17 protein-coding genes are annotated in these 21,708 nt (G+C 63.5%); 5 read left to right on the top strand and 12 right to left on the bottom strand.

From position 1 onward, the window contains the following. Positions 1–81: 81 nt before the first annotated feature. Both recO and pdxJ read left to right on the top strand, forming a co-directional pair. Positions 82–765 carry a DNA repair protein RecO gene (gene recO, locus RR51_RS12820; RefSeq protein WP_039613732.1) on the top strand — a complete coding sequence of 228 codons (684 nt, stop codon included), beginning with the start codon at positions 82–84 and terminating at the stop codon, positions 763–765. A 61-nt stretch (positions 766–826) separates the two neighbouring features. Beyond that, positions 827–1,549, top strand: coding sequence for a pyridoxine 5'-phosphate synthase (pdxJ, locus tag RR51_RS12815; RefSeq protein WP_153670549.1), 723 nt, complete (start codon positions 827–829; stop codon positions 1,547–1,549). 127 nt (positions 1,550–1,676) lie between these two features. On the opposite strand, the gene RR51_RS12810 is transcribed toward pdxJ, so the two are convergent. Both RR51_RS12810 and RR51_RS12805 read right to left on the bottom strand, forming a co-directional pair. Then, entirely contained in the window at positions 1,677–3,059 is a 1,383-nt protein-coding gene (locus tag RR51_RS12810) for a heavy metal sensor histidine kinase (protein ID WP_039613731.1), read from the bottom strand. Further along, positions 3,056–3,730: a heavy metal response regulator transcription factor gene (locus RR51_RS12805; protein WP_039613730.1), complete on the bottom strand. Its 675-nt coding sequence runs from the start codon at positions 3,728–3,730 to the stop codon at positions 3,056–3,058. Before RR51_RS12805 ends, RR51_RS12810 begins: the two co-directional genes overlap by 4 nt. A 260-nt stretch (positions 3,731–3,990) precedes the next feature. Between RR51_RS12805 and RR51_RS12800 the strand changes: the two genes are divergently transcribed. Then, positions 3,991–4,194 carry a hypothetical protein gene (locus RR51_RS12800; RefSeq protein WP_039613729.1) on the top strand — a complete coding sequence of 68 codons (204 nt, stop codon included), beginning with the start codon at positions 3,991–3,993 and terminating at the stop codon, positions 4,192–4,194. Positions 4,195–4,263: 69 nt separating this feature from the next. Here the strand turns inward: RR51_RS12800 and cmoB are convergent, their stop codons facing one another. The 7 genes from cmoB to RR51_RS12765 all read right to left on the bottom strand — a co-directional run bounded on the left by cmoB (position 4,264) and on the right by RR51_RS12765 (position 15,426). Then, positions 4,264–5,220 carry a tRNA 5-methoxyuridine(34)/uridine 5-oxyacetic acid(34) synthase CmoB gene (gene cmoB, locus RR51_RS12795; RefSeq protein WP_013973989.1) on the bottom strand — a complete coding sequence of 319 codons (957 nt, stop codon included), beginning with the start codon at positions 5,218–5,220 and terminating at the stop codon, positions 4,264–4,266. Beyond that, positions 5,217–5,960: a carboxy-S-adenosyl-L-methionine synthase CmoA gene (gene cmoA, locus RR51_RS12790; protein WP_015271589.1), complete on the bottom strand. Its 744-nt coding sequence runs from the start codon at positions 5,958–5,960 to the stop codon at positions 5,217–5,219. Before cmoA ends, cmoB begins: the two co-directional genes overlap by 4 nt. A 147-nt stretch (positions 5,961–6,107) precedes the next feature. Then, positions 6,108–6,500, bottom strand: coding sequence for a protease inhibitor I42 family protein (locus RR51_RS12785; RefSeq protein ID WP_013973987.1), 393 nt, complete (start codon positions 6,498–6,500; stop codon positions 6,108–6,110). A gap of 170 nt (positions 6,501–6,670) precedes the next feature. Continuing rightward, entirely contained in the window at positions 6,671–9,091 is a 2,421-nt protein-coding gene (lon, locus tag RR51_RS12780) for an endopeptidase La (RefSeq protein WP_039613728.1), read from the bottom strand. A gap of 217 nt (positions 9,092–9,308) precedes the next feature. Beyond that, positions 9,309–11,720, bottom strand: coding sequence for a glucose/quinate/shikimate family membrane-bound PQQ-dependent dehydrogenase (locus RR51_RS12775; protein ID WP_039613727.1), 2,412 nt, complete (start codon positions 11,718–11,720; stop codon positions 9,309–9,311). Between the two features lie 30 nt (positions 11,721–11,750). After that, a complete protein-coding gene (locus RR51_RS12770; protein WP_013973984.1) occupies positions 11,751–13,085 on the bottom strand; it encodes a carbohydrate porin in 1,335 nt (444 codons plus the stop codon). A gap of 301 nt (positions 13,086–13,386) precedes the next feature. Further along, a complete protein-coding gene (locus RR51_RS12765) occupies positions 13,387–15,426 on the bottom strand; it encodes a TonB-dependent receptor (protein WP_039613726.1) in 2,040 nt (679 codons plus the stop codon). 165 nt (positions 15,427–15,591) lie between these two features. Between RR51_RS12765 and RR51_RS12760 the strand changes: the two genes are divergently transcribed. Then, positions 15,592–15,813, top strand: a complete 222-nt coding sequence (locus RR51_RS12760; protein ID WP_003252112.1) for a VF530 family DNA-binding protein — start codon at positions 15,592–15,594, stop codon at positions 15,811–15,813. Position 15,814: 1 nt separating this feature from the next. After that, on the top strand, positions 15,815–16,450 hold the full coding sequence (locus tag RR51_RS12755) for a Pr6Pr family membrane protein (protein ID WP_039613725.1): 636 nt from the start codon (positions 15,815–15,817) through the stop codon (positions 16,448–16,450). A gap of 282 nt (positions 16,451–16,732) precedes the next feature. Here the strand turns inward: RR51_RS12755 and RR51_RS12750 are convergent, their stop codons facing one another. The 3 genes from RR51_RS12750 to RR51_RS12740 all read right to left on the bottom strand — a co-directional run bounded on the left by RR51_RS12750 (position 16,733) and on the right by RR51_RS12740 (position 21,271). Then, the gene (locus RR51_RS12750) at positions 16,733–17,494 is read right to left on the bottom strand and encodes a siderophore-interacting protein (RefSeq protein ID WP_039613724.1); all 762 of its coding nucleotides are present in this window, start codon (positions 17,492–17,494) and stop codon (positions 16,733–16,735) included. Then, positions 17,487–18,032, bottom strand: coding sequence for a PadR family transcriptional regulator (locus RR51_RS12745; RefSeq protein WP_039613723.1), 546 nt, complete (start codon positions 18,030–18,032; stop codon positions 17,487–17,489). The genes RR51_RS12750 and RR51_RS12745 overlap by 8 nt, the downstream gene beginning before the upstream one ends. Positions 18,033–18,121: 89 nt before the next feature. Continuing rightward, positions 18,122–21,271, bottom strand: coding sequence for a transglycosylase domain-containing protein (locus RR51_RS12740; RefSeq protein WP_039613722.1), 3,150 nt, complete (start codon positions 21,269–21,271; stop codon positions 18,122–18,124). Positions 21,272–21,708 lie beyond the last annotated feature (437 nt).

Raw genomic sequence — 21,708 nt, 5'->3', positions numbered from 1 at the left:
CGCGAATGCGTCAGTGGGTTCACCATCGCATTCGCGGGTAAACCCGCTCCCACAGTTGTCTGGGGCATTTAGAGAACGTTTATGGAACAACCTGTCGGCCAGCCAGCCTACGTGCTGCACAGCCGCGCCTACAAGGAAACCAGCGCGCTGGTGGACTTCTTCACCCCGCAGGGCCGCATGCGTGCCGTGCTGCGCCGTGCGCGTGGCAAGGGTGGCAGCCTGGTGCGGCCGTTCGTGCCGTTGGAACTGGAGCTGCGCGGGCGTGGCGAGCTGAAGAATGTCGGGCGCATGGACAGTGCCGGCATCGCCGCCTGGCTGCATGGCGATGCCCTGTTCAGCGGGTTGTACCTCAACGAACTGCTCATGCGCCTGCTGCCCGCCGAAGCGCCTTTCCCGGCGCTGTTCGAGCACTACACGCTGACCTTGCAGGCTTTGGCCGCCGGTCGCCCGCTGGAGCCGCTGCTGCGCTCCTTCGAATGGCGGCTGCTGGACGAGCTCGGTTACGCGTTTTCGTTGCACCACGACGTCAATGACCAGCCGATCGCGGGTGAAGGCCTGTACCGCTTGCGTGTGGATGCCGGCCTGGAGCGGGTCGAGCTGGTGCAACCTGGGCTGTTCCGCGGCACCGAACTACAGGCCCTGGCTGAAGCCGACTGGGACGCCCCAGGTGCCTTGCTCGCCGCCAAGCGCCTGATGCGCCAGGCACTGGCGGTTCACCTGGGGGCAAAACCACTGGTCAGCCGGGAACTGTTTCGCAAGCGCTGATCACGACGTATGCTGTGGGGCTCAATCTTCAGGAGAGCCTTTCGTGACTCACAGCAACCGCATGCTTCTCGGCGTAAACATCGACCACGTGGCGACCCTGCGCCAGGCCCGGGGCACGCGTTACCCCGATCCGGTCAAGGCTGCCCTGGATGCCGAGGAAGCGGGCGCCGATGGCATCACCGTGCATCTGCGTGAAGACCGCCGGCACATCCAGGAGCGAGATGTGGTGCTGCTGAAGGACGTGCTGCAGACGCGCATGAACTTCGAGATGGGCGTCACCGAAGAGATGATGGCCTTTGCCGAGAAGATCCGCCCGGCGCACATCTGCCTGGTACCCGAAACCCGTCAGGAACTGACCACCGAAGGCGGCCTTGACGTGGCGGGCCAGGAGGCACGAATCAAGGCTGCGGTTGAGCGGCTGTCGCGTACCGGTGCCGAAGTGTCGCTGTTCATCGATGCCGACGAGCGGCAGATCGAGGCGTCGCGTCGCGTTGGTGCGCCTGCCATCGAACTGCACACCGGGCGTTACGCCGATGCCGAAACCCCGACCGAAGTGGCCGAGGAGCTCAAGCGTATCGTCGATGGCGTGGCGTTTGGCGTGGGGCAGGGGTTGATCGTCAATGCTGGCCACGGGCTGCACTACCACAACGTGGAGGCGGTGGCGGCGATCAAGGGCATCAATGAGCTGAACATCGGTCATGCGCTGGTGGCGCATGCGCTGTTCGTTGGCTTCAAGGCCGCTGTGGCCGAGATGAAGGCGCTGATCGTGGCGGCTTCGCGCTAATCGTTGGTCGCCTGTACCGGCCTCTTCGCGGGCTTGCCCGCTCCCACAGGTACCCCACAGGCCTCGAAGCTTGTGCAATCCCTGTGGGAGCAAGTTTACCCGCGAAGAGGCCGGCACAAGCGATGTATTACTCGGCAGGAAACACAAGGGTAAACCGGGTAGGCCCCAAGGGGCTGCTGCTGACCTCGACCCGCCCGCCATGCAACTGCATGATCGATTTCACGATCGCTAGCCCCAACCCGGTCCCTCCCTCCAGCCGTGAGCGCCCCGAGCCCACCCGGTAAAATCGCTCGAACAAGCGCGATTGGTGTTCTTCAGCAATACCAGGCCCCTGGTTTTCCACCGAAAGCCGAACTTCGCTGCCCACGCGCTCCATACGTAGTTCCACAGGCTTGTCATCGGGGCAGTGCCGAATGGCATTGCTCAACAGGTTCGACAGTGCCCGCTGAAACATCAGCCGATCACCCTGCGCCGTCCCCCAGCCTTGCACACGCAACTCAACCCCTTTCAGCTCGGCACTGAAGGCAAACAGCTCGACAACCCGCGCCGTCTCGTCGGCCAATGCCATGGGCTTGAGCGCGACCTGGGCCTGGGGTTGGCTGACCTGGGCGAGAAACAGCATGTCATTGATGATGCGGTTGAGCCGGGTCAGTTCTTCGATGCTGTCTTCCAGCACTCCGCGGTAATTCGCGTTGTCCCGTTCGCGGGCCAGCGTCACTTGCGCCTTGCCCATCAGGTTGCTCAACGGTGTGCGCAGTTCATGGGCCAGATCATCGGAAAACTGCGACAGCTGGCTGACGCCCTGATCGAGGCGGTCGAGCATCACGTTGATGCTGCTGGCCAGCTCTGCCAGTTCCAGCGGCAGGCCGGTAGCGGGAAGGCGATGTTGCAGGTCCTGGGCCGACACCCGCCCGGCGATGCGCCGGAAGTGCCGCAGTGGCCTCAGGCCGCGCTGCATCAGCCACCAGGCACCGGCCCCGATCAGCAACAGCAGCAACGGCAGCGCGAGCAAGGTGGAGTGCAGATAGGCCTGCAGCAGGGCGTTGTCGTCGGCGCGGTTGAGCGACATCATCACCTTGACCGGGGTGTCGTCGCGCAGGCGCATCAGCTGGGTCACGGTGAGTATCTGGTTGCCATTGCTGTCGCGCCACGCATGAAAGGCCAGACGGGCATCGGTGCGCAGATCGCCTACCTGTGATTCCAGCGCTGGCCCCAGGCTGAGCAGGTGCGGATGGCGGCCTTCGAGGGCCAGCACGCTGAGGCTGAGGTTGTCATGCCCCATCACCAGGTCGAGCAAGGGATGGGCGCGGCTGCCCAGGTCTTCGCTACGCAGGTCGACGCGCAGGTTGTGCTCGACCTGCAGCATCTTGCGCGCCAGGTCCTTGCGTGCGCGGCTGTCCAGTTCGTGATCGAGGGCGAACACGGCCAGGCAGGCCAGCAGCAGTACCAGTGCGGCGCCCATCAGCGTCACGCTCAGGCCCAGTCGCAGTGACAGGCTGGCGTTTTTCAAAAGCGTGCCTCGAGCACGTAGCCGACGCCACGCAGGGTATGGATCAGCTTGTTGTCGAACGGGTCGTCGATCTTGGCCCGCAGGCGCCGGATCGAAACCTCGACCACATTGGTGTCGCAGTCGAAATTCATGTCCCACACCAGCGAGATGATCTGGGTGCGCGACAGCACCTCGCCGGTATGACGCATCAGCAGGTGCAGCAGGGCGAATTCCTTGGCGGTCAGGTCGATACGCTGCCCGGCGCGGTAGGCGCGGTGGCGGCCGGGGTCCAGCTCCAGATCGGCAACGCGCAGGGTGCTGGGCTGCAGTTGCTGGTCGTTGCGGCGCAGCAGGCTGCGGATACGGGCGAGCAGTTCCGGAAACTCGAAGGGCTTGAGCAGGTAATCGTCGGCACCCAGGTCCAGGCCCTTGACCCGGTCGGCCAGGCGGCCATGGGCGGTCAGCATCATGATGCGCGTGGCCGATTCGGCGCGCAGCCGCTGCAGCACGGTCCAGCCATCGAGCTCGGGCAGGTTGACGTCGAGGATGACCAGGTCGTAGGGCTGCTGCCGGGCCAGGTGCAGGCCATCGGTGCCGGTGTGGGCGCAGTCGACCACGTAGCCGTTCTCGCGCAGGCCCTGCTGCAGGTAGTCGGCGGTGCGCAGTTCGTCCTCGATGATCAGTAGACGCATGGGTGGGCTCGGTGTGATGAAAGGGGGCGATTCTCGACCCTGTAGTGGCATCAGGGTCAAGGCGTTGGATGTTACGGCATGAGTAAGGGCGCGCGGCGCAGATAACGGATTTGTAATGCTGCTGTTATCTGGCTGTCTGTTCGGCCCTATCGCCGGCAAAACAAGGCCACATTGCAAGACTGTAATCCCCGCCTCACCTTGCCGTTAGCTAGCCCTCGCTAGGATGGCCGCATCTGATTGGTTATCACGAGGCAACCACGATGAACCTGACCAAATTCCTGCTGTTGGCCACCCTTGCCCTGGGCAGCGCCAGTGTTTACGCCGAGGGCGGTGCGGAACGTTCGAAACAATTCTGGCAAGCGTTCCGCGAAGACCAGCAGCGCCTGTACGGCGACAAGCAACAGGCCGTCGCAGAGCGTGAGCGCAAGGCAAAGGAGAAGGCCCGCGAGTTGGCCAAGGATTGAGGTAGCACCACCTGCGCCGCGACAGCTCCTCGGCGCAGGTATATTCAGGCGCCCAACCGGGCGCCTTTTTCATTTGCGTGCCAGCAGGGTGGCGCGGCGTGGAGCTGGCAGGCCTTCGATGGTCTTGCTGTGGTCGTTCGGGTCAAGGAAGTCGCCCAACGACTGGTAGCGCATCCACTCGGTGCTGCGCTGTTCCTCGACGCTGGTCACGCTCACGTCGACGCATCGCACATCGCTGAAACCGGCGCGGCGCAACCAGCGCTCCAAGGCCGGTACCGACGGCAGGTACCAGACGTTGCGCATCTGTGCATAGCGGTCCTCAGGTACCAGCACCTGGTTTTCGTCACCCTCGATCACCAGGGTTTCCAGCACCAGTTCCCCGCCTTTTACCAGGCAGTCCTTGAGCGCCAGCAGGTGCTCGATGGGCGAGCGGCGGTGATAGAACACCCCCATGGAAAACACCGTGTCGAAACCTTCGAGGTTGGCCGGCAGGTCTTCCAGGGCGAACGGCAGGTGCCAGGCGGGCAGCTCTGGCAGGTATTGCTGGACGGCCTGGAACTGGCAGAAGAACAGCCAGTTGGGATCGACGCCAATCACCATGTCGGCACCGGCACCGAGCATGCGCCACTGGTAGTAGCCGTTGCCGCAGCCCACGTCGAGCACGCGCTTGCCCTTGAGGTCCAGGTGCGGGCCAACCCGCGACCATTTCCAGTCCGAACGCCATTCGGTGTCCACATGCACGCCGAACAGGTCGAAGGGGCCTTTGCGCCAAGGCGACAGGCCCATCAGTGCCTGATGCATCTGCGCGCGGGTCGCGTCGTCGCAATCGCAGTCCAGGCGCAGCCCGTTGACCAGGTCGACTTCGCTCGGCTGCAGGGCGGGCAGGGCTTCCAGCGCACCGCGCCAGCGGTCGAGGTCACCGTGGCCCTTCTCCAGCTTGGCTTCCAGTTGCGCTTGCAGGCCTTGCGACCAGGAAGCCAGGGGCGTGCCCGCCAGGCGGCGGACGAGGGGGGACAGATCGATCATGGCAGGGCAATCAACGAGGCGAAGTTAAGGCATTGGAACCAGGGCACCACCTTCGAGAAACCGGCTGCGCGCAGGCGCGCCTGGTGGGCTTCGAGGGTGTCGGGCTTCATCACGTTCTCGATGGCGCTGCGCTTCTGGGCAATTTCCAGTTCGCTGTAGCCATTGGCACGTTTGAAGTCCAGGTGCAGTTCATTGAGCAGGTCTTGCTGTTCCGCATCGGCGAAGCGCAGTTTTTCCGAGAGGATCAGCGCACCACCGGGCAAAAGCGCCTGGCGGATGCGGCCAAGCAGTTCCAGACGCTGGTCGGGGGCGACGAATTGCAGGGTGAAGTTCATCGCCACCACCGAGGCGGGCTCGAATGGCAGGGCCAGGATGTCGGCTTCCAGCACCTGCACTGGCAGCAGTTCCTGGAACATCGAGTCCTGGGCAGTGAGGTATTGGCGGCAACGCTCGACCATCGCCGCGGAGTTGTCCACGGCAATCACCCGGCAGCCATCACTGCGCACATGGCGGCGCAGCGACTGGGTAACGGCACCCAACGAGGCACCGAGGTCGTACAACGCGGTGTGCGGCTGGGCGAAGCGCGCGGCCAGCACGCCGAGGTTCTCGACGATGGTCGGGTAGCCTGGCACCGAGCGCTTGATCATGTCCGGGAACACGCGCACCACATCCTCGTTGAAGGCGAAGTCGGGCACTTGCTCCAGGGGCTGGGCGAAAAGGCGGTCGGGTTGTTTGCTCACGGGAGGGCTCGATACAGGGTGAAACGGAGACGCATTTTAGCCAAAGGCCGCGATTCTTGCCATGGCAGCGCTTCAGGGGCGGGGCGCCGAGGGGCCTCTGCCCCTAACAAGTGGCCGTTCAGGTTGCCCGGGACGGAGCTGCGGCCTTTAGCGGACGATGATCTTGCAGTCGAAGGTTTGTACGGGCGCAATATCTGCGGCCCACGGCTGCTGGTACACAAGCACCAACTGGCCATCGCCGGTTCCACTGGCCTGGTAGCGCCAGGTGGAGACACCGGCATTGCCGACCAGGTCTTCCTCCTCGGGAGCGCTGTACACCTCCGGGCCAAGGCTGCGCAGTACATTGGCGGCGGGGTTTTCGACGCGCCAGCGATAGCCGGTGGATGGGTTGCTGGGCAGGGTCAGTGTCAGCACCTGGCCAACCTGCAGGCGTGTCGGACATTCGCTTTCTGCGTCCAGTTCGACGGGTTGCGTAGGCTGTTGAGCGCAGGCGGAAATCAGGGCGAAGCTCAGGGGAACGAGCAGACGAGGGGCGGTCATGTTGGCTCCGGAGGCTGGCGATGGCCTGAGGATAACCGATGATCGAGGAGATTTGTGTTGCCTGTGCCGGCCCTTTCGCGGGTAAACCCGCTCCCACAGTGATCTCACTGGGCTCAAGCCCAACGCTATCCCTGTGGGAGCGGGTTTACCCGCGAAGAGGCCAGTGCTGGCTAGAACAGCACTTTGGCTACATCGGCGAAGCGCTTGGCGAAATGCACGGTCAGGCCTTCGCGCAGGTAGTCCGGCAGTTCCTCATAGTCCCCACGGTTAGGCTCCGGCAAGATCAGCTCGAAGATCTTCTGCCGCCGTGCTGCAATCACCTTCTCGCGCACACCGCCAATCGGCAGTACCTGCCCGGTCAGGGTCAGCTCGCCAGTCATGGCCACCCCTTTCTTCGGCGCCTGGTCACGGGCCAGCGACAGCAGGGCGCTGGCCATGGTGATACCGGCACTCGGGCCGTCCTTGGGCGTGGCGCCTTCGGGCACGTGCAGGTGAATGAACGCTTCGTTGAAGAAACCAGGGTCACCACCAAACTGCTTGAGGTTGGAGCTGACGTAGCTATAGGCGATTTCGGCCGACTCTTTCATCACCTCACCCAGCTTGCCGGTCAGCTTGAAGCCGCGGTTGAGGCTGTGGATGCGGGTGGCTTCGATCGGCAGCGTGGCGCCGCCCATGCTGGTCCAGGCCAGGCCGGTGATCACGCCTTTGCCGGCCAGCACCTGCTCGCTGCGGAACACGGGCATGCCGAGCGCAGCTTCCAGGTCCTTGGTGCCGATCTTCAGCTTGGCTTCGGGGTTGTCCAGCAACTTGACCACTGCCTTGCGCACCAGCTTGCCCAGTTGTTTCTCCAATTGGCGTACCCCGGCTTCGCGGGCATAGCCTTCGATCACCGCGCGCAGGGCGCTGTCGCTGATGCCGAGGCTGGTCTTGGCCACGCCAGCCTTTTCCAGCTGCTTGGGCCACAGGTGGCGCTTGGCGATGGCCAGTTTCTCTTCGGTGATATAGCCGGACAGGCGGATCACTTCCATGCGGTCGAGCAACGGCCCGGGGATCGAGTCCAGGGTGTTGGCGGTGCACACGAACAGCACCTTGGACAGGTCCAGGCGCAGGTCGAGGTAGTGGTCGAGGAAGTCGACGTTCTGCTCCGGGTCCAGGGTTTCCAGCAGCGCTGAAGCCGGGTCGCCCTGATAGCTCTGGCCCATCTTGTCGATCTCGTCGAGCATGATCACCGGGTTCATTACTTCGACGTCCTTCAGGGCCTGCACCAGCTTGCCGGGCTGGGCGCCGATGTAGGTGCGGCGATGGCCCTTGATCTCGGCCTCGTCACGCATGCCGCCGACACTGAAGCGGTAGAACGGCCGGCCGAGCGATTCGGCGATGGATTTGCCGATGCTGGTCTTGCCTACCCCAGGCGGGCCCACCAGCAGCACGATCGAGCCGCTGATCTCGCCTTTCCAGGCGCCCACGGCAAGGAACTCGAGAATGCGCTCCTTGATGTCATCGAGGCCGGCGTGGTGCTGGTCGAGGACCTTGCGCGCGTGGTTGAGGTCGAGCTTGTCCTTGCCGTACATACCCCAGGGCAGGGCGGTTGCCCAGTCCAGGTAGTTGCGGGTGACGGCGTATTCGGGCGAGCCGGTTTCGAGGATGGCCAGCTTGCCCATCTCTTCGTCGATGCGCTTGCGCGCCTGGTCCGGCAAGGTCTTGCCCTCGAGGCGCTGCTCGAACTGCTCCAGGTCGGCGCTGCGGTCGTCCTTGGTCAGGCCCAGCTCCTGCTGGATGACCTTGAGCTGTTCCTTGAGGAAGAACTCGCGCTGGTGCTCGCCGATCTGCCGGTTGACTTCGGCCGAGATCTCGTTCTGCAGGCGCGCGACCTCGACCTCTTTGCGCAGCATCGGCAGGACCTTTTCCATGCGCTTGAGCATGGGGACGCAGTCGAGCACTTCCTGCAACTGGTTGCCGGTGGCCGAGGTGAGGGCGGCGGCGAAGTCGGTGAGCGGCGAGGGGTCGTTGGGGCTGAAGCGGTTGAGGTAGTTTTTCAGCTCTTCGCTGTACAGCGGGTTGAGTGGCAGCAGTTCCTTGATCGCGTTGATCAGCGCCATGCCATAGGCCTTGACCTCGTCGGTCGGCTCGGCGGGCTGGCGCGGGTATTCGACCTCTACAAGATACGGCGGGCGGTGGTGCTTGAGCCAGTTACGGATGCGTACCCGGGTCAGGCCCTGGGCGACGAACTGCAGCTTGCCGTTTTCGCGGCTGGCGTGGTGCACCTTTACCAGCGTGCCGTACTGCGGCAGCGCCGAGGTATCGAAGTGGCGGTGGTCTTCTGGCGGGGTATCCATGAAGAACAGGGCCAGGCTGTGGTCTGGCGACTTGGCTACCAAGTCCAGGGTTTCTGCCCAAGGGTCTTCATTGACGATGACCGGCAGCACCTGGGCCGGGAAGAACGGACGGTTGTGGATCGGGATCACGTAGACCTCGTCCGGCAGCTGCTGGCCGGGCAGGGCGAGGGCGTGGCCGGTTTCGGCCTGGGGTGTGGTGTGTTCGACTTCGCTGTGTTCGTCGGGATGTTCCGGGAAATCCTGCTGGTCGCTCATGGGGCACCTGCGTGAATGACTATGGTGCTTAGATGGGGCGCGGGGGGATGGGTTTCAATGGTAGTTGAAGGGTGCAGAGAGGAGTGATGCCTGTACCGGCCTTTTCGCGGGTAAACCCGCTCCCACAGGTACGGCGCCGAACTTGGGGGCAGCGCCGTACCTGTGGGAGCGGGTTTACCCGCGAATGCGGCAGCAGGTTCACTGCCGCATCTCTGGATTACTCAGCCAGTTTGTAAGCGATGATGTAGTCGCCCATTCTGGTGCCCAGCGAGCCATGCCCGCCGGCAGTCACCAGCACGTACTGCTTGCCATCCTTGCCGGTGTAGGTCATCGGCGTGGCCTGGCCACCCGCGGGCAGGCGGGCTTTCCACAGTTCCTTGCCGTTGTTCACGTCATAGGCGCGCAGGTACTGGTCCAGGGTACCGCTGAGGAAGCCGACGCCACCAGCGGTGACGATCGAACCGCCCATGCTCGGCACGCCAACCGGCAGGCCGATCGGCACCGGGGTGCTGTCGCGGGTGGTGCCGTTCTTGTGCTTCCACACCACCTTGTTGGTGAACAGGTCGATGGCGGCGACATAGCCCCAGGCCGGGGCCTGGCACGGTACGCCCAGGGGCGACATGAACGGGTGCATGGTCACTGCGTACGGTGCGCCGGTGTTCGGCTGCACGCCGCTGGTCTCGCTTTCGCGCTTGCTGCCCTCGGCCACCTGCTCACGCGGGATCATCTTCGACACGAAGGCCATGTAGTTGGGCGAGGTGAACAGCAGTTGGCGCACCGGGTCGACCGACACGCTACCCCAGTTGAACACACCGACGTTGCCCGGGTAGACCAGCGAGCCTTGCTCGGACGGTGGAGTGTATTGGCCTTCGTAACGCAGTTCGCGGAACTGGATGCGGCACAGCATCTGGTCGAACGGCGTGGCGCCCCACATGGCCTGTTCGGTCAGCTCAGGGCCGAGCAGGTTGAGGTCGGAGCGGGCCTGGGTTGGCGAGGTGTGGTCACCCTTCACCGCACCTTGAGGGGTGGGGATCTCGCGGATCGGCACGATCGGCGTACCGTCGCGGCGGTCGAGCACGTACAGGCTGCCTTGCTTGGTCGGCACGATGATTGCCGGCTTCACGCCATCGTCGGTCTTCAGGTGGACCAGGGTCGGCTGGCTGCCGACGTCCATGTCCCACAGGTCGTGGTGGGTGAACTGATAGTTCCAGCGAGCCTTGCCGGTGGCCAGGTCGAGTGCGACCACGCCGGCGCTGTACTTCTCGGCGCCCGGGGTGCGGTCGGCGCCCCACTGGTCCGGGGTCTGGTTGCCCAGTGGCAGGTAGATCATGCCGAGGTCTTCATCGACGCTGGCGATCGACCACATGTTGGCCGAGTTGCGGCTGTACATCTTGCCGGGGGCCAGTGGCTGGGTGTCGTCCGGGTTGTTGCTGTCCCAGTTCCACACCAGGTGACCATCGTGTACATCGTAGGCGCGGATCACGCCGGATGGCTCGTTGGTCGACTCGTTGTCGGTGACGTGGCCACCGATGATCACCAGGTCACGGGTGATTGCGGCTGGCGAGGTGGAGTAGTAGCCGCCAGCGGTGAACGGGCCGATGCCGGTGGTGAGGTCGATCACGCCCTGGTTGGCGAAGCCTTCGCAGACCTTGCCGTTGTCGGCATTGATGGCGATCAGGCGGGCGTCCGCAGTCGGCAGGTAGAGGCGGCGAGGGCAGGCCTGGGCCACGGCTTGGCCGGCGTCGGTAATTTTCGGTGCCGGGCTGCCGTCGCGGCTGACGTAACGGTTTTCGTCATAGTACGAAACGCCACGGCAGGTCATGTGGGCAAAGCCTTTGAAGGTGCCGACGGGGCTCTTGACCTGTGGATCAAAGCGCCAGATTTCCGCGCCGGTGTCCGGGTCCAGGGCCAGCAAGCGGCTATGCGCGGTGCAGGCATAGAGCATGCCGTTGACCTTCAGTGGGGTGTTCTGGTTGGTCAGCTCCACAGGGTCGTTTTCGGTCGGCAGGTCACCGGTGCGGATGCGCCAGGCCTCTTCCAGGCGGTAAGCGTTCTGCGGGGTGATCTGGCGCAGTGGCGAATAGCGGTCGCCGTGCTCGGTGCGGCCGTAGGCCTGCCATTCACCGTCGGGCATGGCCGGGGCGGCGCTGGCCATTTCGCTGCTGTCGCGGCCCAGTTCGCCGAACACTTCACCGGGGTGGGTGAACTGGCTGCCCAGGGCACAAGCGCCAGATGCTACCACTGCAACGCCGAGCAGCGCAGTGTTGGCCTTGCTGGCCGGGCCGACCAGCGGACGACGCGACCAAGGCAGCAGCAGGACCACGCCGATGGCAAACCAGATGGCCAGGCGTGGCACCAGTTGCCACCAGTCCAGGCCCACTTCGAACAGGGCCCATGCGGTGCTGCCCAGCAGTACCAGGCCGTACAGGCCCAGGGCGATGCGGCGTTGCGCCAGCAGCAGGATACCCGACAGGGCAAAGCCGATTCCGGCGATCAGGTAGTACAGCGATCCGCCCAGCTGGCTCAGCTTGATGCCGCCAGCCAGCAGGGCCAGGCCCATCAGCAACAGCAGCGCGCCGATCAGGCGCGGTAGCCAGCGGCTTCCATTGTTGGCACCTTCAGTGCTCATCGTAGGTTCTCCGTCAGGTCAAGAAAGGGGTTAGAAACTGCTCTGGATCTTCAGGCCGCCGATCAGGGCGCCATCGACTTGCGACACCCCGCCCGGGTGGCGGATGTACTGCAGGTTGGGGCGTACCGTGAGCCAGTCGGCCAAGTGGATGCCGTAATACAGCTCGGCGCTGTACTCGGTGTCCTGTACCGGCAGGAAACCGGGGTTGTCATAGTCGTCGATGCCGGCGGCCTGGTTGACCAGACGCGCGTTCTTGCGATAGGCAGGGTTGACGTGCACGCGGGCGAGGGCGAAACCGATGTCGTCCTTGGCGCGGGCGTCGAATGGCCCTTTGTATACCAGTCCTGCCTGAACATAGTTGTCGATGGCATTGGTCTTCTTGTCGTGCACCGTGGCGTTGGCGAACAGGCTCAGGCCACGCGACTGGTCGGACGCCAGCGAAGTCACCTGCTGCTGGGCGCCGAGCCACAAGCCGTGCTTGCTCGAACTGCTGCGGTAGGCGGCGCCGCTGAGGGCTGCCGGCTGGCCATTGCTGTCCTTGAGAACATCCTGTGCCTTGGCATTACTGTAGTAGTAGCCGGCGCGATATTCCCCTTTCAGGCCATTGACCTGTGGGCTCCATACCAGTTCGATCGGCATTACCGCGCCTTGGGTGCCGCTGCCGCTGAGCTTGAAGCCGTTGCCCGACTCCAGGTTGGAGGGGTTCTGCTCGTACACGCCGACCTGGGCGTAGAGCGCATCGCTGAGGTTGTAGCGGACGCGCAGGGCCCACTGGCTGACCGGCCAGTTGTACCAGATGCCACCTACCCAGTTGCCTACCTGCGAGCCGCAGAAGGCCAGGTTCTGGAAGTCGCAGGGGAAGCTGTTGAAGTCTTCGCCTTCGCCGAAACGGCCGAATTTCACATCCAGTGCGCCATCGAAGTACTTCTGCTTGATCCACATCTGCGTCAGCCGCCAGGTTTCGCCACGGCCCCAGACCTCCTGGGCCGAGGTGAAGCCGCCGACACGCGGGTCGTTGATACGGTCGTTGCTGATGTTGTCGCCGTGTCGCTCGGTAATGGTCAGCTGGAATTCGGTGTCGTTCCAGCCGAGGATCTTCTCCAGGTCCAGGTGGCTGCCGAAGGTGAACTGGTCGCTGTAGCGCGCGGTGCGGTCGTGATCGTAGCCACCGTGCAGGTTGCTGCCCATCTCGCCGGTGTAGCCGAGGGTGAAGTCGTAGCCTTTTTCCAGCAGTTCGCTGCGGGTGCCACCCCAGTCGCCGAGCATCCATGGCGAATCGCTGGCGAACATCTCGCTGGCGCTGCTGGGAGCCGCCAGGGCGCTGAGGGCAAGGCCGATGTAACAGGTTTTGGGCAGTTGGAGCATGAGATAGCGCTATCTTTTGATTATTGAATAAACGGCAGGCGCATCGAAGGGCGGGCCCCTCAATGAATATGGCGACAAGATGGTTTCGATGAAGCGATTCAGCTTGCGGCGGGGAGGATATAGGGGAAGTTGTAAGAAAAAAAGACAAATTGTCGCAGTGGATTGTTGCTGATATGGCAACAGTCCAGAGCTTGCGAGCTCTTTGTGGGAGCGGGCGCGCCCGCGAACACCGGCGGAGCCGGTCATCCACCGCGTCGGTTTCTTCGCGGGCATGCCCGCTCCCACAGATACTGATTTGCAATCAGAAGGTGGTACGCAGACCCACTTCCACACTACGCCCCGGCGCCGGGGCGATGTCGCGCAGGATCGAACTGGCATAGCGCACGGTCTGGTCCGTCAGGTTTTCGCCGCGCACAAACGCCATCCACTGGCTCTGGCCAACTTCGAAGCGGTAACCAACGCTGGCCCCTAGCGTGGTATAGCCATCAGTGCTGGTTTCGTTGGCCGGTTTGCGATGCTGAGACGCAGCGTGTTGCACGTCGACCCGCGCCTGCCAGCGGTCCAGCTCCCAGACCAGGCCGCTGTTCAGGCGCAGCGGGGCGATGCGGGGCAGCGGCTCGCCACTGTCCAGGTTCTTGGCCCGGGTGTAGTCACCAGACACTTCCAACGCGAAGCTGCCGTAACGGTTCTCGGCCAGCTGCCAGCGATCCTGGGCCTCGATGCCATAGAATCGCGCCCGCACGCCCTGATACTGGTACTCCGGGAAACCGCCGTGGTCATGATCGTGATCATCCTCATCATGATCGTGGTCATGCCCCTCGCGGATGGTGCCGGTGCTGATCAGGCCGATGTAGTTGCGGAAGTGGCTGTAGAACACCCCGACACTGCCCTTGTGGGTGCCGTTGTCGAAACGCAGGGCCAGGTCGGCGGAAACGGCTTTTTCCTTGTTCAGGCTGGCATCGCCGACTTCAAAGGCTCCGGTGGCCACGTGGGCACCATTGGCATACAGCTCGTAGAAGGTCGGGGCGCGCTCGGTGTAGCCGAGGTTGGCGGCCAGCGACCAGACCGGGTCGAGCTGGTACACCGCCCCGGAAGACAGACTGAAGGCGTTGAAACTGCTGGCGCTGTCGGCGTTGGCGAAGTTCTCGTTGCCTTTGGCATCCGGATCGACCCGGGTGTGCTCCATGCGTGCACCCAGGCTCAGGTTGAGGCGCTCGGTGGCTTGCCACTGCTCCAGCATGAACAGCGCCAGGCTGTCGGTGTCGGTGTGCGGGACGAAGGCTTCCTCGCCCAACGCGGAGAATTCGTTGCGGCTGACCTGGGCACCGATCACGCCTTCTACCGGCCCGAGCGGTTGGTGGCGAGCTTCGATACGTGCTTCATAGCCCTTGTTCCTGAAGGTGGTGTGGACCTCGCCTTCTTCGATTTCACGATGCTCGTAGTCGGTGTAGCCGGCATCGACCTTGATCGAAGTGAGCGGGCCGTCCAGGTCGCGCAGCTCGGAGGCGAAGGCGTAATGGTCCTGCTTCATGTCCAGGCGCACACCTGGCTCGGCCACCGAGCCATAGTTACTTTCGTAGCGGCTGTACGACAGGCCGGCGTAACCGTGGTCCCAATGGTAGGCGCCACCCAGGGCGCCACCGTCCTGGCGGCCATCGCTGTTTTCCAGGCGGTGCTTGCTGCCGGGTTCGTCGGCATCGCGCACCTTGGAACTGCGCGCGTAACCGGGGATGCGCAGGTCGTTGAACTGGCGGCTGTTGGCATCCAGGTGCAGGGCGAAGGCACCGTTGCCGGCCTCCAGCTTGCCAGCGCTGCTACGAGTGGTATCGGCGCCGCCGTAGCGCAGTTCACCGGCACCGTGGATGCCCTCGATGGGGGTATCCGGGATGCGGTTGTCGAAGGTATTGACCACGCCGCCGATGGCGTTGCCGCCGTAGAGCAGGGCGGCCGGGCCACGGACGATCTCGACACGGTCGACGGTCACCGGGTCCAGCGGCACGGCGTGGTCGTAGGACAGTGATGAAGCGTCGAGGGCGCCGACGCCATTGCGCAGGATGCGAATTCGGTCGCCATCCAGGCCACGAATTACCGGGCGACTGGCGCCAGGGCCGAACCAGGTGGAGGCGACTCCGGGCTGCTTGTTCAGGGTTTCACCGAGGCTGCCGTGCTGCTGTTGCAGCAGGTTGTCGCCTTCGAGCACGGTGCTGGGGGCGGCCAGCTGGCTGTTACCCAAAGGGTTGGCGGTGATGACCTGGGGTTCAAGCTCCACCGCTTGGCTGGGTGGTGCGGCAAGCCAGAGCGCGACGGCGAGGGGAGAGAGGCGAAGCGGTGTGTACAGCATGGGGATGGGGCGTTCCTTGGCAGATGCTTTTGTATTGTTACAATATAACATCTCTATTTCAGCACAGAGGTTTTGCGCCTGGCCAGCGGTTTTTCTGTTGACTCACCTGATCCCACCCACCACTACACTCGTGTAAGGTGCGCATCTTTCCTACGGAGCACTGGCATGAGCACGGCCCAACACAACGCGCTGCACGGCAAGACCCTCGAACAGATCCTCACCGAGCTGGTGGCGCACTACCAATGGCAGGGCCTGGCCGAGCGCATCGATGTGCGCTGCTTCAAAAGCAACCCGACCATCAAGTCGAGCCTGACCTTCCTGCGCAAGACGCCGTGGGCACGGGAAAAGGTCGAGCAGCTGTACGTGAAGCTGCAGCGTCAGGCCTGACATGCCGCGTCGCCCCTGGCTGACCGGCATGGCCGTGCTGGGCTGGTTCGGCCTGACCGTGCAGGTGTATCTGGTGCTGCTGGCGCGCTGGCAGGAACAGGCCAGTCTGGTGGGTGGCCTGATCAATGTGTTCGGGTATTTCACCGTGTTGACCAACACCCTGGTGGCAACGGTGCTCAGTTATGCGGCGTTTGGCCGGGAAGGCCGTGCCAAACGCTTTTTCCTGTCGCCTTCGGTGAGTTCCGCAGTGGCTGCCAGCATCGTGCTGGTGGCATTGGCCTACAGCGTGCTTTTGCGTCACTTGTGGCAACCGCAGGGCTGGCAATGGCTGGCGGACGAGTTGCTGCACGATGTGATGCCCGTGCTATATGCCTTGTACTGGTGGTGCAAGGTGCCCAAAGGTAGGTTGCGGCTATGGCATCTGCTGGTCTGGGCGGTTTATCCGGCGACGTATTTTGCCTACGCGCTTTGGCGTGGGAGCGAGATTGGCGTGTATGCCTACCCGTTCATCGACGTGGCGAGCCTGGGGTATGGGCAGGTAGTGCTCAATGCCCTGGGGGTGTTGGCGGGGTTCTGGGGGATTGGGCTGGTGTTGCTGGGGCTGGATCGGTGGCGGGGGCTGCACAGATTGGCTTGACCTGCACTGGCCCTATCGCCGGCAAGCCAGCTCTCATAGAACAACACATGACTCATTGGTTCGGCGAGGTTCTGTAGGAGCAGCCTTGTGCTGCGAAGAGGCCGGTGCTGACAAAGCCTGTCTATTGGCTGTACCGGCCTCTTCGCAGCACAAGGCTGCTCCTACAAAGGACGCGTCAGACGTGCGATATTGGTTCTCTGCACGACAGCGCAGCCCTTGAGCGCTGCGGGTACCTGTGGGAGCCGGCTTGCCGGCGATAGGGCCAGTGCAGGCGATAAACAATCATTCGTCGTCCGCAGTCCCGTCGGCACGCCAGTAGGCCACAGCCTTGAGCGCATCCTCAGGCAAGCCTTTCTCCAGCAACAGTGCCTTGGCCTGCCGGCTCAGGGCTTTTTCCAGTGCCACCCAGCCGTACAACCGGCCCTGCGGCAAGGTCAGGTTCTTCACCAGCGCCAGCAAGTCTTCCTGTTGGCGACGTACCCAGATCACTTCCACCTTTGCCTTGCTTGGCAGTGGCTGGCGTTCCTGCTCGTCTTCGATCTGGATAACCGCCAGTACCTGCCGGCCCGCTGGCAATTCCTCCAGGCGGCGGCCAATGGCCGGAATGGCGGTTTCGTCGCCGATCAGCAGGTAGCTGTCGAAGATGTCCGGCACCACCATCGAAGCTCGCGGCCCGGCGATGTCCAGGGTTTGCCCGGGTGCCGCCTGGGCGGCCCAGGTGGATGCGGGGCCATCGCCGTGCAGCACGAAGTCGATGTCCAGTTCATTGGCCACCAGGTCGATGCGCCGTGGCGTGTATTCACGCATGGTAGGCCGTGCGCCACCTTCTCGGCCCAGGTTGCGAGCCTCGATGGCTTGCTGTTGCTCCGGCGTTTCGGCGAACAGCAGCTTGATATGGTCGTCGCTGCCCACGCTGGTGAAACCTTGCAGCTCGGCACCCCCGAGAGTGATGCGGCGCATGCGCGGGGTCAGTTCGGTGACCCGCAGCACCTGCAGGTGGCGTTGGCGGATTTCGTGGTTGACGCGGTGAATGGTGTCACTCATGGGGTGTCTCCGGGACAGGTTCGGCCGGCCCGGAGGCGATGGCCTTGGCGGTGTGGTTGAGCAGGTCGCGGACCCGCTCGATTTCTTCCGGTGTCCAGCGGCCGCTGTGCATGTGTAGTGCGTGGCGCAGGTTGCCGACCGCTTCATGAATCTCTGGTGGGCGGTCGTGGCCGCGCAGGGCGCGCTTGCTGACTTCGATGCGCATGCGCACGCCGTCCAGTGCGACGGCCTGTTCGGCCAGGGCGGTGCGGCCGGCTTCGGTGATGACATAGAGGCGTTTGCTGCCCTGCACCTGGCCGCTGATCAGTTCGGCCTCCTCGAGGAAGTTGAGGGTGGGGTAGATCACTCCGGGGCTTGGGCTGTAGCTACCGTCGAACAGGTTTTCGATCTGGCGGATCAGGTCGTAGCCGTGGCCTGGCTGCTCGGCGAGCAGGGCCAGCATCAGCAGCTTGAGGTCGCCGGGAGCGAAGACGCGCGGGCCGCGTTCGCCACGACCTGGGCGCCGCTCGAAGGGATCATGGGGGGTATGTTCGCGCATGGGGGCAGGGCTCCGTCGTTTGCGATATATCGTAAGATATTACTCAAGATATATCTAAAGACAAGCCCTCAATTGCAGATGATTATCATCTATTTGTTCGATGTATCCCCTTGCGGTGTGGCTGTATGCACGGCAACCTGCGGCGGCTTGCACTCGTTCGGATTACCCGGTTGCAGGTAAGGCATGAGAATCGGAGCCATGCCCTTGAGCACCTGCACCGGCAGCGCCGAGGTGAACTTGAAGGCCTCTGCCGAGCGCCCCGGCACGAATGCGGTCAAGGTGCCGAAATGGTTGTCGCCCAGGAAGAACACGAAGGTAGCGGTACGGTTCAGTGAGCGCGAGCCGATCAGCCGGCCGCCAGCACCAAAGCTTTCGATGCGGTTGTCACCGGTACCGGTCTTGCCGCCCATCACCAATGGCGTGCCGTCCTGCAGCTTGAAACTGCCGGAAATACGCCGTGCGGTGCCCGCATCCACCACCTGCGACATGGCGCCTTTGAGGGCGCGCGCCACTTCGACCGGCAGAATACGGACACCTCGGTCCGGGTCGGTGACCAGCTTGGTCTCGTACGGCGTGTTGGCTGCGAAGTGCAGGGTGTCGATCCGCAAGGTCGGCAGGCGCACACCGTCGTTCTGAATGATGCCGACCAGCTCGGAAAGGGCGGCGGGGCGGTCGCCCGAGCTGCCAATGGCGGTGGCCAGTGAGGGTACCAGGTGGTCGAATGGATAGCCCACGCGCTTCCAGCGCTGGTGAATGTCGAGGAACGCTTCGATTTCGACCATGGTGCGAATGCGGCTGTCACGGGCGCCCTGATGGCGGCTCTTGAACAGCCAACCGTATACCTCCTGGCGCTCGAAGCGGCTGGCATTGACCATTTCGGTCAAGGTCGAACCGGGGTTCTTCAGCAGGTAACCCAGCAGCCACAAGTCCAGTGGGTGGACCTTGGCGATATAGCCCTGGTCGGGCAGGTCGTACTTGCCCGGGCCATAGGCGTCGTACATCTCCGACAGGCGGCCATCGGTCAGTTTGCCCAGGACGATCTTGTCACCCTTGAGGTGGGCGCGGACGAAGGCGTTGAAGGTTTCCTGGCCAGCCTCGGGGAACAGATAGCGGTGCACGGCCGCCAACCGTTGCGGGGTCACGCGCATGCTGTCGAGGAAGGTGTCCAGGCGCTGCTGCGAGGTCTTGCGCTGGTATTTCTTCCAGAAGCGCATCAGGTAGTTGGTGCCTTCCTTGTCGGCGAAACGGGCCAGGTATTCCTGGCGGCGCGGGTCGGAGTCGTCCTTGAGCAGCGGCACGCGGTTGTACGGCTGCTGGTAGGTCACGTAGCGCACCAGGTCGCGCATCAGGCGGATGAACGGCAGGTTGATCGATTCGCGCAATGCATCCTTGAGGGTTGGGTTGCGGCTGTTGTCTTCCTTGCGGAAGTTGTTGAACACATGCATGCCGCCGCCGGTGAAGAAGGCTTCGCCGGTGTTGGCCGAATACTTGCGTTCCAGCGCGGCATCGAGCATGGCGTCCAGGCTCTGGTTCTTGCTGTTCTGCGCCAGCCATTCCAGCGACCACTGGCTGATGCGGTCTAGCTCGGCGACTTCGACTTTCTTCAACTCGGCGGCTGGCTTGCCGGCGTATTTGTCGTGCAGTTCGGCGATGATCTCCAGATAGGTGGTGAGCACCCGCAACTTGGCGGTTGAACCCAGCTCCAGCTTGCTGCCTTCGTTGATGTCGAATGGCTGGTCGGTGCTGTCGGTCTGCACCCGCACCCGCGAGCCGTCGGCGGTGCGCTCGAACAAGGTGAAGCTGTAGCTCACCTGATCGGTGGTCTTGGCGGTGAGCAGGCGTTCGCCGATCAGCCCGATCTGCGCCGCGAATTCAGGGTCGGCAAGGTTTTTCAGGTACTGGCTGACCTGCAGCTGCAGGTCGGACTGCAGGGTGCTGGTGGCCGACACATCCAGCCGGTCGAGATCGTACAGCGGGCGGTTGAGCATGGCTGCCAGGCGGTTGCGTGCCAGGCTGATGCCCTTGTTGGTGACGATCGGCACGATGGTCGGTTGCGCCACCCAGTCGCGGTATACCGCCTTGCTGGCCAGTGCAGCGTCGGCCAGTGGCTGCTCGATGACCTTGTTGGCGGCCAGCACGCGGATGTGCGCGTCGGTCAGTTCGGCCAGTTCGAGCCGCCCCTTGGACAGGTAGTGCGACGGCCGGCGCTGGGCAATCATCAACGACAGCACCTGGCGCAGGGCCAGGCCGCGTGCGGCCATGCTCTCAGGGTCGCTGGCGGTGGAACTCAGGGCCTGGTTGACCTGGTCGAAATCGGCGCCGTACCACACCCGCAGGCCTTCGGCCATGCCATGCACTTCGCCATGCCCAGGTACTGCCGACAGCGGCACGCTGTTGAGGTAGTCCCGCACGATGCGCTGGCGCGCCTCGGTTGTATCAGGGCCGCCCTGATAGGCACGCACGCTGGCGGAAATCATCTGGCGGATCTTCTCGGCGCCGGAAACGGTCAGGCCGTCCGGTGAATGGCGGTACTTTTCAAGCTGCGTGGCCAGGGTGCTACCGCCAGCGGACTGGCCGGGCAGGGCCAGGTACTTGGCCACCTGGCTGTAGGCGGCCTTGGCGAAGCGCGGCCAGTCCACGGCCGGGTTGTTGCGCGGGTCCTTGGTGTCGAGCAGGTCGCGGTTCTCGATGAACAGCAGGCTGTTGACGATAACCGGCGGGATCGCCGCAAAGTCCGGGTACAAGTGTTGCGGGTAGTTGTACTGGTACAGCATGTCGCCACGGCAGTCGGTGATCGACAGGCCAGCCTGGATTTTCTCGATATAGGGGGCGAACAGCCCATGATCGACGTAGTTCATCAGCGCCGGCGAGAACTTCACCTGCTCGCTGATCAGGTAGTCGCGCTTGAGTAGCCGCGGCAGGAATTCGCCCAGGGCGCTGTAGCCCAGGCGTTTGTCGAACGGCCCTTCGCCGGGGTAGACGATGGCATCGCTGGGGCCTGGTTGCAGCGAATAGGTGAGGGTGCTCGCCAGCTTGCTGAATTCCCGCGACTGCAGGTTGGAGGTGCGGAATTCGTCATATGCAGCGAAGCCGATGGCAACCAGCGCCACCAGCAGGATGAGGATGATCAGCCGCCACCATAGCCGACGCTGACGGGGGGACTTTGGTTGTGGCGTCTCGGCCGGAGGTATCTCGGGTGCTTCCGTTCTGCTTGGTTCCGATTGCCACAGTGCGCCCATAGTCTTCTATCCGGCCAGGTATTTTCGTCTTGCTTGTCTGAAGCTTAGACGTTGAGCGGGTCAGGTGAAAAATTTGTAAGAGACAGAGAAGGGTGGCGTAGGGCTATGCGGCTTTGGTGTGGGTTTCTTCATACGGCGATGTTGCTATGGTGGCCGGGCGATTTTGGGCCGCTTCGCGCCCCATTCGCAGCACAAGGCTGCTCCTACAGGGGAATGCGTATCCATTGTAGGAGCAGCCTTGTGCTGCGAATGGGGTGCGAAGCGGCCCCAGAGATCTAGCTGAATATTCCTGTTTATACAGCGAAAAAACCTGCAAGGGTCTTCCTATACTGCTCGCCCCCTTCGCCTCGCCGGGCGCTCTATTCCGGCACTCGGGCCGGCCCACAAGGCCAGTTCGGCAAGCCAATGCCACGCCTATCGGCCTGGCTGGTGCTGCA

Origin of the sequence: Pseudomonas sp. C5pp (genome assembly GCF_000814065.1) — a bacterium.
Lineage (GTDB): Bacteria > Pseudomonadota > Gammaproteobacteria > Pseudomonadales > Pseudomonadaceae > Aquipseudomonas > Aquipseudomonas asiatica.
Note: the sequence above shows the minus strand (reverse complement) of the source record. Positions and strands in the feature narration are given on the sequence as shown.